Annotated in this window: 16 protein-coding genes; 11 read left to right on the top strand and 5 right to left on the bottom strand. The window is 61.5% G+C overall.

From position 1 onward, the window contains the following. The first annotated feature begins 92 nt into the window (after window positions 1-92). The 5 genes from BK667_RS33175 (at window position 93) to BK667_RS31200 (ending at window position 3,722) form a co-directional block, all read left to right on the top strand. A complete protein-coding gene (locus BK667_RS33175; RefSeq protein WP_148060180.1) occupies window positions 93-434 on the top strand; it encodes a hypothetical protein in 342 nt (113 codons plus the stop codon). Between the two features lie 68 nt (window positions 435-502). Then, entirely contained in the window at window positions 503-886 is a 384-nt protein-coding gene (locus BK667_RS31215; RefSeq protein WP_123508623.1) for a tautomerase family protein, read from the top strand. Window positions 887-923: 37 nt separating this feature from the next. Continuing rightward, complete coding sequence (locus BK667_RS31210) at window positions 924-1,844, top strand: DMT family transporter (RefSeq protein ID WP_123599889.1); 921 nt, start codon at window positions 924-926, stop codon at window positions 1,842-1,844. Window positions 1,845-1,924: 80 nt separating this feature from the next. After that, window positions 1,925-2,542 (top strand): TetR/AcrR family transcriptional regulator, encoded by a 618-nt coding sequence (locus tag BK667_RS31205; protein WP_123599922.1) that lies wholly within the window; start codon window positions 1,925-1,927, stop codon window positions 2,540-2,542. A gap of 214 nt (window positions 2,543-2,756) precedes the next feature. Next, on the top strand, window positions 2,757-3,722 hold the full coding sequence (locus BK667_RS31200) for a 2-hydroxyacid dehydrogenase (protein ID WP_123508625.1): 966 nt from the start codon (window positions 2,757-2,759) through the stop codon (window positions 3,720-3,722). Between the two features lie 667 nt (window positions 3,723-4,389). On the opposite strand, the gene tssA is transcribed toward BK667_RS31200, so the two are convergent. Genes tssA through BK667_RS31155 form a run of 5 tightly spaced genes read right to left on the bottom strand, consistent with a single transcriptional unit; the run spans window position 4,390 to window position 11,905 of the window. Then, complete coding sequence (tssA, locus tag BK667_RS31175; RefSeq protein ID WP_123508626.1) at window positions 4,390-5,469, bottom strand: type VI secretion system protein TssA; 1,080 nt, start codon at window positions 5,467-5,469, stop codon at window positions 4,390-4,392. Beyond that, the gene (locus BK667_RS31170; protein WP_123599888.1) at window positions 5,466-9,284 is read right to left on the bottom strand and encodes a type VI secretion system protein; all 3,819 of its coding nucleotides are present in this window, start codon (window positions 9,282-9,284) and stop codon (window positions 5,466-5,468) included. Before BK667_RS31170 ends, tssA begins: the two co-directional genes overlap by 4 nt. Next, window positions 9,281-10,048: a DotU family type IV/VI secretion system protein gene (locus BK667_RS31165; RefSeq protein ID WP_123599887.1), complete on the bottom strand. Its 768-nt coding sequence runs from the start codon at window positions 10,046-10,048 to the stop codon at window positions 9,281-9,283. The genes BK667_RS31170 and BK667_RS31165 overlap by 4 nt, the downstream gene beginning before the upstream one ends. Window positions 10,049-10,066: 18 nt before the next feature. Beyond that, a complete protein-coding gene (gene tssK / locus BK667_RS31160; RefSeq protein ID WP_123508629.1) occupies window positions 10,067-11,398 on the bottom strand; it encodes a type VI secretion system baseplate subunit TssK in 1,332 nt (443 codons plus the stop codon). Between the two features lie 57 nt (window positions 11,399-11,455). Continuing rightward, entirely contained in the window at window positions 11,456-11,905 is a 450-nt protein-coding gene (locus BK667_RS31155) for a type VI secretion protein (protein WP_177332704.1), read from the bottom strand. A gap of 226 nt (window positions 11,906-12,131) precedes the next feature. Here BK667_RS31155 and tssB point away from each other — a divergent pair, with 226 nt between their 5' ends. From tssB to tssG, 6 genes are all read left to right on the top strand, one after another. Next, on the top strand, window positions 12,132-12,689 hold the full coding sequence (gene tssB, locus BK667_RS31150; protein WP_123599886.1) for a type VI secretion system contractile sheath small subunit: 558 nt from the start codon (window positions 12,132-12,134) through the stop codon (window positions 12,687-12,689). Between the two features lie 28 nt (window positions 12,690-12,717). Continuing rightward, window positions 12,718-14,199, top strand: a complete 1,482-nt coding sequence (gene tssC / locus BK667_RS31145; protein ID WP_123508632.1) for a type VI secretion system contractile sheath large subunit — start codon at window positions 12,718-12,720, stop codon at window positions 14,197-14,199. A 77-nt stretch (window positions 14,200-14,276) separates the two neighbouring features. Continuing rightward, window positions 14,277-14,774 carry an Hcp family type VI secretion system effector gene (locus tag BK667_RS31140; RefSeq protein ID WP_018929664.1) on the top strand — a complete coding sequence of 166 codons (498 nt, stop codon included), beginning with the start codon at window positions 14,277-14,279 and terminating at the stop codon, window positions 14,772-14,774. Between the two features lie 15 nt (window positions 14,775-14,789). Then, a complete protein-coding gene (tssE, locus tag BK667_RS31135) occupies window positions 14,790-15,233 on the top strand; it encodes a type VI secretion system baseplate subunit TssE (RefSeq protein WP_123599885.1) in 444 nt (147 codons plus the stop codon). Further along, the gene (gene tssF, locus BK667_RS31130) at window positions 15,217-17,010 is read left to right on the top strand and encodes a type VI secretion system baseplate subunit TssF (protein ID WP_123599884.1); all 1,794 of its coding nucleotides are present in this window, start codon (window positions 15,217-15,219) and stop codon (window positions 17,008-17,010) included. Before tssE ends, tssF begins: the two co-directional genes overlap by 17 nt. Beyond that, window positions 16,974-17,999, top strand: coding sequence for a type VI secretion system baseplate subunit TssG (tssG, locus tag BK667_RS31125; protein ID WP_123599883.1), 1,026 nt, complete (start codon window positions 16,974-16,976; stop codon window positions 17,997-17,999). The genes tssF and tssG overlap by 37 nt, the downstream gene beginning before the upstream one ends. Window positions 18,000-18,001: the final 2 nt, after the last annotated feature.

Below are 18,001 nucleotides of genomic sequence, written 5' to 3'. Positions count from 1 at the left end.
CAGGTTTGACGACTGCTGCGCAGCCTAACGCAGGCTTTGCCAGCTGCTACGGAGCGTGAGGCGGCTTAATTGATCGGCATCAGGCGGCGGCAATGACTGTGATTGCTACCGGTGGTTTTCTCGAATGGCGGCACGATCTGTTCTTTGAGCAACTGCTCGAAAGAGCCGCCGAAAACCGCGACGTAAAGGGTGGGTTGTTCGGCGTGTGCGTGGCTGGCGAATACCTGTCCGGTGAACCGTTCATTTCCTATCCTCAGGAACTGGATACCCGACGGATGATTGATGAGTTGTTTGCGAAGTATCAGCTGGAGCGCCGACTGAGCATTGAGCGAAGGTTGACACCCTGTCACGCCCAAGCTGAACGACGCTGTTTTGCACGAAGTGACGGTGTCCTTACGTCGGGATTAAATAGATGTTTAAAAAAATCTATTTAATAAAAGACAGCCGTCATGTATTTTCGATCTCACCTGCTGACCGGCAGCCTCACTCGCGGAGCCTTCCCATGCCACTCGTGCGCATCGACATCAAAAAACACCAGGACCCGACCTTCGCCAAACGTGTCGGCAAGTTGGTTTACGCCGCCATGCACAGCGCCATCGATGTTCCCGAGAACGACAATTTCCAGATCCTCGCCGAACACGATGAAAACCACTTCATCTACGACCCGACCTTCATGGGCATCAATCGCACTGACGGGTTGGTGATCATCCAGATCACCCTGATGGAAGGTCGCACCACCGAGAAGAAAAAACTGCTCTACAAAACCATCGCCGAGAGCCTCAATACCGAGCTGGCCGTGCGTCTGGAAGATGTGTTTATCAATCTGGTAGAGGTCAAGCGCGAGAACTGGTCGTTCGGCAATGGCATAGGTCAATTCGCCGTTTAAACGGTCCAACCTTTCACACCATTGCGGGAGTACCACCATGAAACAGGCCGCGTATATCGCGTTCGCATTGCTCGGCCTGATCTGGGGTACCAACTTCATTTTCATGAAGTGGGCGGCCGCCTGGATTACCCCGACCCAGATCGTTTTCCTGCGGGTGTTATTCGGGTTCCTGCCGATCCTGATCTTCGCCCTGGTGCGCCGCAGCCTGAGTTGGTCGCACCTGCGCCATAGCCATCACTTCCTGGTCATGGCGCTGCTGGCGACAGTGATTTACTACTACGCCTTCGCCAAAGGCACTTCGCTGCTGTTATCGAGCGTGGCCGGGATGCTCAGCGGCGCGATCCCACTGTTTTCGTTTGTGACGGCATGGCTGTTCCTGCGGGCCGAACCGTTGAATCGTCGCACCGCTTTCGGCATTTTCCTCGGGTTTGTCGGGGTGATCCTGATCGCCCGGCCATGGAACAGCCTCGCGGCAGGGGTCGATGTCAGTGGCGTGTTGTACATGATTGCCGGATCCCTGAGCGTGGGCTGTTCGTTCGTGTATGCGCGGCGCTTCATTACGCCCCTGGGCCTGTCGCCGCTGGCGCTGTCGACTTACCAGATCGGTTTGGCCCTGGTGTTGATCACGCTGATCACTGACATGCATGGCATGAGCGCGATCAGCGCCGATCCGGTGGCACTGACGGGGGTGATCCTCGGTCTGGGCCTGGCCGGCACCGGCATCGCCTACATCCTTTATTACTTCATCGTGCAACGCCTGGGCGCCCTCGCCGCTTCCGGCGTCACCTACATTCCGCCGGTGGTTGCCTTGTTGATCGGCACCCTGCTGGTGGGTGAACCGATCAAGAGCCTGGACCTGTTGGCGATGCTGCTGATTCTCGGCGGCGTCTACGTGCTGCAATCGGGCAAGAAAAACCCCACGACACCGCCAACGGTGGTGCCGAAACCGAGCACCTGAAGCACCCTGTCAGGGAGACACGGCGCCGGCAGTTCCCTAAGATGCCGGTCATCGATACGTTTAAAGAATGTGAGCAACCCATGCCCCGAGTCTCCCGCAAACAAGCCGAACTCAACCGCGAAATCATCGTCGAGGCCGCCACGCGGCTGTTTCGCGAGCGCGGCCTGCACGGGATCAGCGTCGTCGACGTCATGGGCGCCGCCGGCCTGACCCACGGCGGTTTCTACGGGCACTTCGAGTCCAAGGAAGCCCTGGCCCAAGAGGCTTGCAGCCGGGCGTTCACCCAATCGATGGAACGCTGGAAGCAGAAAATCGACAACAGCGGCGACCACCTCTCGGCCCGCGCCAGCATCATCGCGCCTTACCTGTCGGTGGCCAATCGCGACAATCCGGGGGAAAGCTGCCCGGTGACGGCGTTTGCCGGCGACATGTGCCACGAAACGGCCGAAAGCGGCTTACACCAGACCTACACCCTGGGCCTGGAAGCCTTGCTGCAGATGCTCGCCCCGCTGATGGGCGCGGATCAGCCCGAGGCCAATCGGCAGCGCGCGCTGGTGGATTATTCGCTGATGGTTGGTGCGCTGACTCTGGCTCGGGCGACTCGCGGCGATGGCTTGTCCGAGGAAATCCTGGAGGCGGCACGGGCGTTCCTGACGGTGGACGAAACCACCGAGAAACCGGCAACGCCGACCTTGTAGGAGCCAAGCGTGCTCGCGATGGCGTCCTCGTAATCGCCATCGCGAGCAAGCTTTGCTCCTACGGGGCCCTGCTCGGCGTCGGATTCGGGGCGCCTCCTCTCACGGCACGTCAACCCATAGCCTATGATCTTTGGTAATTGCCAAACCGCTCTGGAATCAGCAATCTGAAACGACTTTCGAGCCCCCGACATTTCGATGCCCACAGGAGCCCAGCATGACTGCAACCGTCCTGGTATTGGTTGAAACCATCAATGACTATCTGCCGATTCTCGAACATCAGGGCTTTCACCTGATTCTGGCGCCTACGCCCGCCGAGCGCGCCCAGGCCATTGCTTCCCACGGTGCGCGCATCGATGCCGTGCTGACGCGCGGTCCGCTGGGGTTGTATGCCGAAGAGATTGCCGCCCTGCCCGCCCTGCAAATCATTTGCGTAATCGGCGCCGGTTACGAACACGTCGACCTGCAAGCCGCCAGCGACCGCGGCATCACCGTGACCAATGGCGCCGGGGTCAATGCCTCTTCGGTGGCCGATCACGCGATGGCGTTGTTGCTGTCGCTGGTACGCGATATTCCCCGGGCCGATGCCGCCGTGCGCCGTGGCGAATGGCCGAAAATCATGCGCCCGTCCCTGGCCGGCAAGCGCCTGGGCATTCTTGGGCTGGGGGCAGTCGGCATGGCCATCGCCAAGCGTGCAGGCAATGGTTTCGACATGAGCGTGAGTTACCACAACCGCCAGCATCGCAGTGACGTGCCGTACAGCTACTGCTCGACGCCGACGGAATTGGCCCGGGCGTCGGATTTCCTGATCGTCGCCACACCCGGCGGAGTGGGCACCCAGCACCTGATCAACCGTCAAGTGCTGGATGCGCTGGGGCCCAACGGCTTTTTGGTCAATATTGCCCGGGCCAGCGTGGTGGTCACGGCGGACCTGATCAGCGCCCTGGAACAACGGCGGATCGGCGGCGCCGCGCTGGATGTGTTCGACCACGAACCCAAAGTGCCCGACGCCCTCAAGGCCTTGACCAACGTGATCCTGACGCCCCATGTCGCCGGCCTGTCCCCGGAAGCGACCCAAGGCACCGTGGAACTGGTGGGCCAAAACCTCGTGGCGTTTTTCGCCGGCAGGCCGGTGTTGACGCCGATTACCTTGCCGATATCCGTGGTGACCCGGACGGTCTGAACGACACAAATCCCAACCACACCATCAATTCCCTGTGGGAGCGAGCTTGCTCGCGATGGCGTCTTGTCAGTCAACATTTATATTGGCTGATAGTCCGCTATCGCGAGCAAGCTCGCTCCCACAGGGGGAATGCGGTGTACACAAACTCCCGACTCACCACAAAACAAAATGTGGGAGCGAGCCTGCTCGCGAAGAGGCCATCACATTCAACATCAATGCTGACTGTTAAACCGCTTTCGCGAGCAGGCTCGCTCCCACAAGGGATTGCGGCGTACGCAGATTCCCGACTCACCACAAAACAACTGTGGGAGCGAGCTTGCTCGCGAAGAGGCCATCACATTCAACATCAATGCTGACTGTTAAACCGCTTTCGCGAGCAGGCTCGCTCCCACAGGGGGATTGCGGTGTACGCAGATTCCCGACTCACCACAAAACAACTGTGGGAGCGAGCTTGCTCGCGAAGAGGCCATCACATTCAACATCAATGCTGACTGTTAAACCGCTTTCGCGAGCAGGCTCGCTCCCACAGGGGGAATGCGGTGTACGCAGACTCCCGACACACAACAGAACAACTGTGGGAGCGAGCCTGCTCGCGAAGAGGCCATCACATTCAACATCAATGCTGACTGTTAAACCGCTTTCGCGAGCAGGCTCGCTCCCACAAAAGCTAGAGAACGCCGAGCAGCGTCCAAAGCCTCCGGGATTCAGCATCCGCCGAGATCAACTCTCCCAGCAATTCACTCAACGGCTTATTGCCCCACTCCACTCCCCGCCGGATCAGGTACGGCACTGGGCTGTGGGGTTCGGTGCGGGCCAGGTATTCGGCGATCAACAACAATTGCCGATAGGCCTCTTCGCGACTCGCCGGCTCGCGAAAAACCTGGGGCGGTGCAGTCACATCGGCCGGACCCGACGCCACCACCGGCGCTGCTTCAACAGGAACCTCGGTGGACTGTCGTGGGTGCATGGCGATGAACTCCTGAACCAGCGTCAATAACGCTGTGATGACATCCTGCAAGCCTTTGAAACCGGGGGCCTGGTTGCCGAGGTAGGCGTCGCTCCAGGCTTCGAGCCGTTGCAAATGCTGCAGGCTCAACAGCAGGCTGCCCTGGCTGTGCAACCAGAAGGACAGCGGCGTGGCGCGAATCTGCTCGGTGATTTTCTTCTGTTCGCTGCGTGCGTTTTCCGCCGAGGTTTTCGCGACCTTGCTGTCATTGGTCTGCACCTGCTGCACCTGCAAACGCCGCCAGGCGTCCAGGCACAAACCATCGAACTCACCGTTACGCGGGTCGAGCAACGGCACCCGGGTCAGCAGCACTTCGGTGTAGCGCCGGGCCAGCCATTCGAGCGGGATCACCCGCCAAGACTGATCACCGTCCTCCGCCTGCGGGTGAAGCTGCTCGGGATAGCGCTCGCACAACCCGGCGACCAGCGCCAGACTGCCCGGCAACCCTTCCAGACCGTCCTGATGCAACCACGCCTCACCGAGCCAGGCACTGAGCATCAAATCCTTGCTGCGCTCCAGCAGCAGGCTGGTGGTGAGTTTTTCCAGCTCCGGCCATTGCGCGCGTTTGATCGACGACTGCCAAACCCCCGTCGGCAGGCTCGTATCGTCCTCCCGGCGCAGCTCCCGCGCCTGGTCGAACTCACGCTCATATCGCAAATCCTGGCCACAGGGCGCCTCGCTGCTGATCGGTTCCAGCAAGCGGTCAATCAGTTCCGGCAACGGCGTTGAAGGCATATTCACAAGCCCTCCTCCTGAGTCATGGCGGTGGCAGACGCGGTCGCCCGGGTCTGCATGAACGGCGAGCGCGGGGCCCGGGTCGGCAGTGGCTGGATGGACAGCGGCAGCTTCGAACCCTGGCTCATCAATGACAGGCGCACAAACATCAGGGTTTGCTCCGCCGTACTGGAGGGCGCCGTGACCGGCAGGCGCAAGGTCAGCGGAAAGTCGGTGTAATCCATGTTCGGCTGACGCTGCACCGACTGATGCGAACGCATCATGCGCAGCAACGACCAGGGACCGCCGTATTCCCAACCGGCTTCAAGATCACGCACCACCAGGTTCGGTTGCAACTGATCGTTGGCCGGGCGCTGGGAGCCATTTCGCGCCCAACGCAGTGTCAGCCGCACCGGTTGGCCGACCATCCAGCGCAGGTTCGGCTGGGCCTCGCCGGGGTAGCTGATCTGCTGATTACCGGCATTCAATCCCCAGGCGATAACCTGATCGGCACCCCGCTCTTCCTCGCGATCGGTGCGCCAGCGTACGTCCAGTTCCACCCCGAGGATGCCGCTCTTGTCCCGTACAAACATCGGCGTCAGCCAGGTACTCGCCTGCTTCAAGCGGTTGAGAAAGTCTTCGGCGGCGAGGCGCTCCGGGGTCTGGCTCAGGACCAAACCGGCCTGGGCCACCGGCAGGCGTTTGTCGATCAGCTCAAGGAAATGCTGGACCCGCGCCGGATCGGCGTCGGTCGCCTGCACACCATTGGCAAACGGAAAGCGCTCGGCCAGGTATTGGTTGAAATAGTTGGCCAGGTCGTTCCACGCCGCCGCAGCCTGTTGCTGTTGCAGGAACTGGCAACGTTGCATGGCGGTTTGTTGCAGGTCCAGGGCGCGCAAGGCCAACGTTCCGCGCCCGCCGGACAGGCTGGCGGTTTGCAGGATCTGGCCACAGGACGTGGCATCCATTTCGATGAAGTCGCGGCTGACTAACTGCTCGATCTGCGCCGGCGAACTGGCGGGATTCGCATCCTTGTACTTGAGCAGTTCGTCATTGAGTGCGCTGAATTGCGTCACCCGCTCGTAGTCCAGCGCCGAGAGATTCTGCTGCTGGGTTTTCAGCCATTCCAGCGCCGAGGTGCGCCGTTCGGTGATGCCGAGCATGGTGTTGAATTGTTGCTTGAGGCTCAGTTTCAAATCCTGCACATCGCTGGCGCCATACAGTTGCAGGCCAAGGTTTTTCGAACCGTCCCACTGGCTGATTTCGGTGCGCCCGCTGAATAGCGGCTGGGCGGTGATTTCACTCAGGCCACCGACCACCTGATCCATGGCTCGCCGGTTCAAGGCACTTTGCAGACGCGTTGCCAGATCACCTCGGCGTAAATCGACAAAGGCCTTCTGCAACGCCACCGCTTGCGGCGCCTGCACGTTGAACACCCCGTAGGCATGGGATTGGTCATCCTGGTCCTTGAGGCTCAGCCACATGGCCTTGGCGGCCGCGCTTTCGGCGGCGGCCAGCACGGCGCCGCGATAAGCCGGCGGAATACGCGGCAACTCTTCAGCGGCGTAACTCTTGTAACTGGCGAAATAATTCAGCGCACCGTTGAGGTCATCGCCATCGACGTTCTGCCCCTGCACATCACCCGACTCATCCGCACGCAAGGCAAGCGCCACGAAGTCACGCTTGAACAAGGCCTGCACCGCGTTATTCAACTGGCTGACATGTTCCTGCAACACCAACTGCCCGCTGCCTTGTTGCACCAGCAAGTTGCCCCTGGAACCGGCCTGGGCAATCCACTGATCGCGGAAACTCTGCTGCAGTTTCGAGGCTTGCTGATCCAGTTGCTGTTCGACCTGTGGGCCGAGCACGACGCTCTGGCGCACCTTGTCCATCATCTCGCGGTAACCGGGCACCAAATCCTGGCCCTTGCCGCGACTCCACGCCGAGTTGGTCAGGCCAATCAGCGCTTGCAGGTCGTCGATCAGTGCCCGCAGATCCTCAAGTTCCGGCAGTGAATTGCTGCCACCGGCCTCCAGTCGCTCCAGGTGCAACTTGAGATAACCGGCCTGACGTACAAAGTTGTCGGCAAGGAAATACTGATCCAGCCAGCGTTCCATCAGCCCGGAGAAGTTTTCCTCGATCGCCGGGCGTTCCAGGCTCAGGTCCAGCGCTTTCAAGTTGCCGTCATCGGCATCCAGCAGCACCCGATTGTAAAAAGCGGCGCGGCGCAACGTGCCGACATTCAGGTTCAGGGACAACGCGTTATTGCTCAGCGACACCAAATCTTCGAGAGGCGCCTTGGGGTTGTTCAGGGCCTGATTGAACCACTGGTTCTGTTGCTCCAGACGTACCGCCCGCCCCACCAGATCCTTGGCCTTGACGTAGTTTTGCCATTGCGCCGGGTCTTCGCTTTCCACATTGCCCCGGCGCTCGGTGTTGCGGATGGCCTTGAGTTGCGTCAGCTGCGCGTCCAGCAATTCATGCAACGGCTCCAGCAAGTGGCTCTTGGCGGTGGTGCGCAGTTCATTTTCCAGTTGCACGTCCAGGGGTGAAAACCAGGACGTAGGAAACGCCAAAGAGGTGAAGGTCCAGCGCGGCGCCTTTTCCAGAACCCGCCAGAACCCCTGGACATTGCGCCGGGTCGCGTCCTGTCGATGGGATTCATCGGTGACCGCCACATAATTCTTTTGCGCGCCTTGCAGCAGGCGTGACAGTTCATGGGCATCCTTGACCGAGTCCTGCCAGACCCAGAGCATGCAAGCGATCCAGATCACCCCGACCACCAGCGCAATCGCCCCGGTCAGGCGCTGCCAGCGCTGGCGCAGGCGCAACAGGCGCGGCACGACCTGAGCCAGCCCCCGCTCGGCGACCACTCGCCGCTGCCACAACTGCCGGGCGAAAACACTTTGCTGCAGGTCGCTGTCATCGGCGGAAAACCCGTCAAGAGCATCCTCTGAGGGCTGATTGGCGGTGAAATATACCCCGCGAAAACGCGGTGCCTCGCCCTGAGCATTGCCTTGGAACACCGGCTCCAGCAGGGTTTGCAGGTTGCGGCGCAAGGCTTCCAGGCGTTCCGGCAAACCGTACAAATCGCTACTCAAATGGCCGGACAACGTGCCGAGTTCAATGATCGATTCCGACAAGGCCCGGTTGACCTGATCCAGCGCCTGATCGCTCCATTGTGATTGCCACATCGCCTCGGGGCCGTGGGGCGAAGACCAGCCCAGCGCCCGCTCGTGGCTCTCTTGGGGCAACGCGCTGATCAGTTCCTGAAAGCCCGGCAGTTCTTCCATACCGGTAATCACCACGTACACCGGCAGGCTCAGGCCGAAGCGTTGCAGTAAGTCGATAAAGCGCCGACGCGCCGCCAGCCCGAGGTTCGCCGCCTGTTCGACATTGCCCAGGCGACTGACCGGTACGGTCCAGATCACCCCGTCCAGTGGCCGTTTGCTGCGCAAGCGCAGGATCAAGCCGAGCAAGCGCCACCAGCCGCCCCGTTGCAGGTTCATGCCTTCATCGGGCAGGAACAACGCTTGTGGCACCACCAGCACCGCGCCTTCAGGGTCCGACCACCAGCGCCCGAACCAGGCCGGTTTGTCGGTCGGTTGCAAGCGCCACTGGCTGCACAATTGGGTGCCCTGGGTTTCGTTGCCGAGCATCAGCAACCAGGGAATCTGGTAGCGATCCTGCGCGCCCTGCTCCTGCTCCATATGCCGCACAGCCGCGTAGAAACTGCGGATTGCCGCGCCGCTCTGGGTGCGCAACCACCAGAGCGCCACGACAATAAGGGCCAGCAGCACCAGCAGCGCGATGACCAGTCCGACGATCTGCAAGGTGCTCATGAGTCTTGCTCCGACGCGGCGACCGAGTCGGTCATCTGCAACACCGGCTCCAGTTCCTGACGGATATCGCGCCAGAACAACTGCCCCAGCCCGGTCAACAACAGCACCATGGCGACAATCCCCAAGCCAAGGCGAAAACCATCGGGCAACGACAGGCGCACCGGCAACTGCACCGGTGGCACCGTCGCAGGCTGCGCGAGCCGGGTGCTGACGTCGGCATAATCCGGTTCGTGCTGCCAGGCAAACGTGAATAGCGCCTGGCGCAATTTCTCATGCTGGACCTGACCGTGCTCGCCCCGCAGCCGTCCTTGAAACCCCAGCACCAGGCACTGCAAATAGACATTGGCGAGGTCGCGGGTGGTGGGAATCTGCGCGTCCAGCAGTGCCTTGATCGCCGCCGGCAGCCGCTCACCGGCCTGACGGCTGGAATACATTCTCGATTCCAGGGGTTTGTCCTGCCAGGCAGACTGGCCCGGCCACGGGGTAAACAGCAGGGTTTCATCGATCAGTGCAACGAAGGCATAAATCAGTGCCTTGACCTGCTCGGTCGCCGCATCGCCGACCCGGGCAAATGCCGTGCGCCACAGGCGCTGGGAAATCTGCGTGGACAGATCGACCACGGCCTCGACCAGCGCCTCGTCTTCACTGTCCCTGGGCAACCCGGTCCACTCTTCGGACCACTGCAACCAGGCCTGGCGAAAGGCGCTGCTCAACGGTGCTTCGTGGAGGCCCCGTGTACCCGCCCCGGCATTCCCTTCAGACATACGACGCCCCTTCCTTGATCAAGCACTTTCACTGGCCTGGGCCACGAACAACACCACTTGCCATGGACTGCTCGCCGGTTTCGAGGCCGGCGCGGCAATCAGCAACGGCAACTGCCCGTCGAACCATTGGCCTTCGGCCGTCACCACAAACAATCGCGTATCGTCGCCGACGCTGTAGGCCACCTGCTCGTTGCGGCTCATGGCCTGATGGGACAAACCGCTCATGCGCTGACGGCTGAGCAAGGCAATGTGCGGCTGCGAGGCGATGATCGCGCCGCTCAGCCATTCGCTGGCGGCCTGCTCGCCGACACCGTTGGGCATGCGCAAACCGATCACCAGACGCTGGCTCGGCTGATCGTCGGGCAGTTGAATCGAGAAGCTCTGCTCGCTGCGCGCAAACGGCAGGCTGCGATAGCCGGCGCGAATCAGTTCGAGGGTTTTTTCCAGCCAGTCGAGGACGGCTTCATAGCCGCGTTGCAGCTCAAGGAAATCCAACGGAGCGAACGGCGGGACACCGGCCAATGGGTCCAGCGCCGACCAGGCACCGGCCAGCCCGAGCAAGCCGCCATACAGGGTTTGCGGGTTGGCCTGGCGGCTGCCCAACGCGCCTTCGACTTCCGGCAGCCTGGCCCAAAGCGCGGTCAACTGGCGACGAATTTCCAGCACGTCGTCCTGATTACCGGCCTGCTGGGCCTGACGCAATCGGCCACCAAGGAACATGCATTTCTCGCGCGCCCTGGCGCACAAACCGGCGACGCGCCGGCCAATGACGGATTCCGGCAACAGGATTGGCGTCGGTGGTGTGTACGGCAGCGGGATAAAACCGCCGCCCTCCTTGCGGATTTTCAGCAGCGGCAGACAGATGGAATCGGCCTTGTTCAACTGCGTGCACAACCGTGGGTTCGGCCGCCACACCGTGATCGATTCGGGGTACTCGCCGCTGGTCAAATCCGGCAGCGCATCACCGACCACCGATTGCAACCGACCCTTGAGCGGCAACAGCTGACCGGCGCGCCATAACGGGCTGACCGCCAGGTAAACCGTGACCGTGGCGTCCTCGGTGTCGTTGATGGTTGGACCGACATCGAGTTCCAGAGTCGGACCGACACCCGCCAGCAGGTTGACCGGCAATCCGTCGGGCATCGTCGCTTGCAGATTGATCAGCCGCACCAGCCCGGCACTGAGTGCGCCGGGGTCGACCTCGATACGGTTCACGCCCCAGAACCACGGATTGCACGCTTGGGCAAAATGCGCCACCAGCGCCTCGGCCCGCAGCCCTTGCAACTGAAAATGCTGGGGCAATAACTGCATGCCCTCGTGCCAGCAAACCGCGTCAGGTAACAGGCTCATACGATTCCTTTCGACGTCTAAGTGTCGCCGCGCACAGGGGCGTTTTTTGCAAGGCAGTCAGTTCGCGCTGTCGCCCACCAGCGTCATCTCACGACTGTCGAACTTGAGCCAGGCATTGCTCTGGTCATCCAGCCGCAACCGGTGTGCTCCGGGAGTGTTATAGCTGGCGAAGACCAAAAGTCCAGCCGCCCGCTTGCCCCCCAGCGGGAAGGGTTGTTTGTCGATGAATTGCCCCGGCACCAGCTCCAGGCCCCAGACCGTCATCAGCTGCCGGTAGTCGCGCTGGTACTGCTCACGCTCGGTGAACCATTGGCGGGCGGTGATGCCCGACAGCTGCTTGAGCAGGTCCGGGTCGTTGACGGCGATGAAATCCACGGCAATCGGGGTGTCGTCGTTAGCCCTTGGCGCGACGTCCAGGGTCAGGTTGTCGAGGTCCACCCGTGGCCCGAAAAGCGAACATCCGGCGAGGGACAAAAACACGGCGCAGGCAAAAAAACGTGCAAACAAAATGAATTTTCCTTTTCTCATGACAGTCCTAAAAAGGTTTTCCCTTGCTTTTTTATAGTCCTGTTCTAGCGTCTTGGGTAGTTCGGCCCACACGGCGAATGAGGAAGGTTTGTCAAAGGAACGACAGGTCCATCTGCCACCCTTTCTAACCTACGGTCCAGCAAGGGAAAGCGATGAACGGGCCTCCCGATGCATTGCGCCCGCTCATGCATCGGAGTCATCCAACATGGCAGAAAGTACTCAGCACAAACTCGACCGGGTTCGCCCACCGAGGGTGCAAATCACCTACGACGTCGAAATCGGCAACGCCATCGAGAAAAAAGAGTTGCCGCTGGTGGTGGGCATTCTCGCCGACCTTTCCGGCAAACCCCTCAACGCCCTTCCCAAGCTGACAGAACGACGCTTCACCGAGATCGACCGCGACAATTTCAACGAAGTGCTCGCCTCGATTGCTCCCCGCGCCACCTTGCAGGTCACCAACACCCTTACCGGCGATGACAGCAAGCTCAACATCGAGCTCAACTTCAAGCACATCGACGACTTCGATCCGGTGAAAGTGGTCGAGCAAATCACCCCGCTACGGCGCTTGTTCGAAGCCCGCCAGCGTCTGCGCGACCTGCTGACCAAGCTCGACGGCAACGATGATCTGGACAAGCTGTTGCGCGATGTCATCGCCAACACCGAGGGCCTGCAAGAGATCAAGTCTGCGCGTCCGGACACCGCTGCTCCCGCTGCTCCCGCCGCTGCGGGCGACAGTGAAGCACCGGCCGAACCGCAAGCCTGATCAATCATTCACTTAGGGAGAAGTCGCCATGCCCGCTTCAGCCGCCGCCAAAACCAGTGAAAGCACCACAGAAAGCCTGTCCCTGCTAGACCGGATCATCGCCGAAGGCCGCATGGCCCATGACGACAGCCAGCAAGACTATGCCCGCGACATGCTCGCGGAATTCGCCACCCAGGTACTCGACGAAGGCATGGCCATCGACAAGGACACCGTGGCGATGATCAACGACCGCATCAGCAAGATCGACAAGCTGATCAGCGCGCAACTCAACGAAGTGCTGCACCACCCCGAGATGCAAAAACTCGAAGCCTCCTGGCGTGGCTTGCACCTGCTGGTGCAAAACACCGAGACCAGTTCCCGGCTCAAACTGCGCCTGCTCAACGTGACCCAGAAAGAGCTGCAAAACGACCTGGAGAAAGCCGTCGAGTTCGACCAGAGCGCGCTGTTCAAAAAGATCTACGAAGAAGAATACGGCACCTTCGGCGGCCACCCGTTCAGTCTGCTGGTGGGTGACTACACCTTCGGCCGGCACCCGCAGGACATCGGTCTGCTGGAGAAACTGTCGAACGTCGCCGCCGCTGCACACGCGCCGTTCATTGCCGCCGCCAGCCCACGGCTGTTCGACATGAACAGCTTCACCGAACTGGCGGTGCCGCGTGACCTGTCGAAAGTCTTTGAGAGCCAGGAGCTGATCAAATGGCGCTCCTTCCGCGAAAGCGAAGATTCACGCTACGTGTCGCTGGTGTTGCCGCACTTCCTGCTGCGCCTGCCGTACGGCCCGGAAACGTCGCCGGTGGAAGGCATTACCTACATTGAAGACGTCAACGGCAGCGATCACAGCAAATACCTGTGGGGCAACGCCGCGTGGGCCTTGTCGCAACGCATCACCGAAGCCTTCGCCAAGTACGGCTGGTGCGCGGCGATTCGCGGCGCTGAAGGCGGCGGCGCGGTCGAAGGTCTGCCGGCGCATACCTTCCGCACCAGTTCCGGCGACCTGTCGCTCAAATGCCCGACCGAAGTGGCGATCACCGACCGCCGGGAAAAAGAGCTCAACGACCTTGGCTTCATCGCTTTGTGCCACAAGAAAAACAGCGACGTCGCGGTGTTCTTCGGTGGCCAGACCACCAACAAGTCCAAGCTCTACAACACCAACGAAGCCAATGCCAACGCGCGGATTTCGGCGATGTTGCCGTACGTGCTCGCCGCATCTCGCTTCGCGCATTACCTGAAGGTGATCATGCGCGACAAGGTCGGCAGTTTCATGACCCGCGACAACGTGCAGACCTACCTCAACAACTGGATCGCCGACTACGTGCTGATCAACGACAACGCGCCGCAAGAGATCAAGGCGCAGTACCCGTTGCGAGAAGCCCGGGTGGACGTGACCGAAGTCGCCGGCAAGCCCGGTGCCTACAAGGCCACGGTGTTCCTGCGACCGCACTTCCAGCTCGAAGAACTGACCGCGTCGATCCGCCTGGTCGCCACCCTGCCGCCACCGGTAGCTGCCTGACCTGCTTCACTCTCGCCGGCCAACCCGGCGGGAGTTCTCCGTTTATCTAGCGCGATAACCTTCAGGAGTTTCATGCGATGGATGCAATTATTCTCGACCTCGGCGGCGACATCAAAGGCGACAGCCTGCTCGAGGGCTACAAGGACAAAATCGAAGTCATGTCCTACAGCCACAACGTGGCCATGCAGGTGACCAACGACGTCAGCAACTCGGAACGGACCTCGGGCAAGCCGCACATCGGCGAGTTTACCCTGACCAAATTCGTCGACAGCTCAACGCCGTCCCTCAACGAATACTGCTGCGCAGGCAAACCGATCCCCGAAGCCAAGATCACCATCGGCCGTAACGCCGCCGAAGGCAGCGGCAAGTTGATGCCGTTCATCATCTACACCCTGACCAACGTGGTGCTGTCCAACGTCAGCGTCAGTGGCGGCACGGGTGGCAAACCGGTGGAAACCATTTCCCTGAACTTCACCAAGATCAAATGGGAACTCACCGCCCAGAAAGACGACGGTACCAAGGAAGGCACGGCCGCCTCGACCTGGGACATGGCCGCCAACAAGCTCGTCAAGTAAGCGGGCGCGTCGGCCATGGCAGGCACCGGCATCCTCCCACCGTTGTTCGAGCGTCTCACCTCAAGCGAGGCCGACACTGTGCAAGTGTTCGATCGCCAGGACTTGCTCGACTCGGTACAAGCGGAGTTGCTGCGCCTGTTCAACACCCGACGCGGCCAACGCCCGCTGACCTCCCCGCCGAGCATTCTCGACTACGGCATCGCTGACTGGACCGCCCTGCAACAGCAGCGCAGCGATGACCGTCGTCAGTTGGCGCGGGAAGTGCGCGAGGCCATCACCCATTTCGAACCGCGCCTGAAACTGGGCGAGGTTCAGGTCAATCCAGTCCCCGGTCAGCCGCAGCAACTGAGCATTCGTCTGCTGGGCGAATTGCGCAGCGGCCAGCAGCACTGGCCCGTGGCGTTTGTCATCGAGAAGGCCAGCGATGGCCTTGAGGTACGTCATGAGCGACTCGATTGACCCGCAACTGCTCGACTACTACCAACGCGAGCTGACCTGGCTGCGGCATGCCGGAAGCATTTTCGCCGAGCGCTATCCCAAGGTTGCCCGGCGCCTGGAACTGTCCCCCGGCGAATGCCCCGACCCGCACGTCGAACGCTTGCTGGAAGGCTTTGCGCTGCTGGCGGCGCGCCTGCAACGGCGCCTGGATGACGACTACGCCGAATTCAGCGATGCCTTGCTGGAACAACTTTACCCGTTGGCCATGCGTCCGCTGCCGTCCTGCGCGATCGTGCAATTCCAGCCGGACCCGAGCAAAGGCAACATCGCGGGTGGTTATCCCTTGCCACGGGACACGCCGCTGTTCGTCACCACCAGCAAGGGCGAAAGCATCCACTTTCGCACCAGCGCCGCCGTGCGATTGTGGCCGGTGGAAATCAATGAAGCCTTGCTGCTGGGCAGCGATGAAGCCCAGGCCCTGACCGGTGTGCCCCAGGCCCGTTCGGCGTTGCGCCTGAGTCTGCGTTGCCTGGGTGAAAGCCAGTGGTCGGAGTTGAGCATCCAGCATCTGCGCATCCATTTGGCCGCGTCCCCGGTGATCAACGCCTGCCTGTATGACCTGCTCGGCGCCCATGCCGTGAAGGTGCTGGCCGGGCCGGCGGGCAGCGTGCCAAAAGTGTTGGCGGGGCTGCCGCAGATTGTCGGGTTTGCCAGTGATGAAGTGTTGTTGCCGGACGAAGACGGCGTGCATCCAGGCATGCGCCTGCTCGCCGAGTACTTCGCCTTCCCGGATAAATTCAACTTCTTCGACCTGCCACTGGCCGGCGCCAGCAGCGACAGCCAAGCGCTGTTTGTGTACGTCGTCTTCGACCGTCCGCCCACCAGTCGCATGCACCTTCAGGCCAGCGATATCGCCCTTGGTTGTGCGCCGGTGATCAACCTGTTCCCGCGCACCTCCGAGCCCTTGCGTCCGGACGGTACTCGCAGTGAATACCGCTTGATCGCCGACAGCCACCGGGAAAACAGCGTCGAGATCCACAGCATCCGGGGGGTGCGCGCCACGACCCGCCAAGGCGTGCAACGGGTGCCGGCCTATTACGGCAGCCAGCACGGCGGCGGCGAAAAACAGTGCTACTGGCATGCGCGACGGGTCAGCGGCATGACCCCAAATCGGCTGGGCACCGACCTGATGCTCAGCCTGGTCGACACCCGGCTCGACCCGCTCTCGGAGTTCGTCGAATTCAGCCTCACCGCCGAACTGCTGTGCACCAATCGACACCTGGCGCAAAGCCTAAGCGCCGGAACACCGCTGGGGTTTGAGCGGCCGGGGCCGGTGGCCTCGGCGCGATTACGCAACCCGCCGAGCCCGCAGAGCCTGCCGCGACTGGACGGTGAATCGCGCTGGCGGCTGGTGTCGCAACTGACCCTCAATCATCTCTCTCTGGTCGAAGGACCCCAGGCGCTGGACGCGCTGAAGGAAATCCTGCAACTGCACAATCTGCGGGACGAGGCCAGCGCTTTACGGCAGATCGAAGGCTTGCTGAGTCTTTCGTGTGAGCGAGTGATCGGCCATGTCGGCGAAGACGCCTGGCGCGGTTGGCGCAATGGGTTGGAAGTGCAATTACAACTCGATGCGCAGCATTTTGTCGGCAGCAGCGCGGTGTTGTTTTCGGCCGTGCTGGCGCAATTCTTTTCCCTGTATGCCACGGCTAACCGCTTTGTGCGCACGGTGTTGGTCCAGTCAGACAAGGAGGTGAAAACATGGCAACCCCAAGCTGGAATGCCGCTGTCCCTCTGAACCTGAGTGAAAAACTGCGGCGTGATCCACAAGCATTTGAGCTTTTACAGGCCTTGTTGCTGCTGGAACGGGAACACCCGCAGGCCGAATCCCTGGGCAGCGGCACCTCGCCCCAAGCCGAAGCCATTCGCCTGCGCGGACCGTTGACGCCGCTGTTCGCCGCCAGCGAAATCGAAAGCCTGACTCAGCAAACCGGCGAACAACCGACCCTCAGCACCCCGGTGTTTGGCCTCGGTGGGCCGGACGGCCCCCTGCCCTACGCTTATCAGGAATGGCTGCAACAACGGGCCCGGGCCAAGGACTATGCGCCGGCCGAATTCCTCGATCTGTTCCAGCATCGCCTGCTGAGCCTGTTGTACAAAGTGATGCGCAAACACCGGATTGCCGTGGGCTTCACGGTTCCCGGTGCTTCGCCGGTTCAGGCGCAATTGCGCGCGTTGACCGGGCTGCTGCCCAAGGCTTTGCAGGAACGCGGGGCCATGCCCGACTCCGCGGTGTTGGCGTGCAGCGCGTTGTTCGCCGACGGCCGCCGCTCACTCGCCGGCTTCGCCGCTGTGGTGCGCGAACACTTCGAACTGCCGGTGGAACTCAGCGCCTATGAAGGCGCCTGGCGCGAGATCCCGCCCGCCAGTCGCAGTCGCATGATCCCGGGCGGCCGCAATCTGCAACTGGGTCGCACAGCGGTGGCCGGCACTCGGGTCTGGGATGAGCACGCAGGTTATCGCCTGACGCTCGGTCCTTTGTCCTCGGCCCAAGCCGCAAAATTTTTGCCGGACGGCGAATCCTACCCGGCACTGGCCAGCCTTAGCGCCCTGTATTTTGGTCCCGATCTGGATTGCACCCTGGTGTTGCTGGTGCGCGGTGCCGGCCCGATGAAACTGGGTCGCGAAGCACCGCCGCTGCTGAGCTGGAACGGCGGCTTGCAACGTCAGACCAGCCTCGCCGTGCAACGCATCGAAACCCGCCTTCGCCAGCTGGAGATCACCTGAAT

This window comes from Pseudomonas frederiksbergensis (genome assembly GCF_003732705.1).
In the GTDB taxonomy this organism is placed as follows: Bacteria; Pseudomonadota; Gammaproteobacteria; order Pseudomonadales; family Pseudomonadaceae; genus Aquipseudomonas; species Aquipseudomonas frederiksbergensis_F.
Note: the sequence above shows the minus strand (reverse complement) of the source record. Positions and strands in the feature narration are given on the sequence as shown.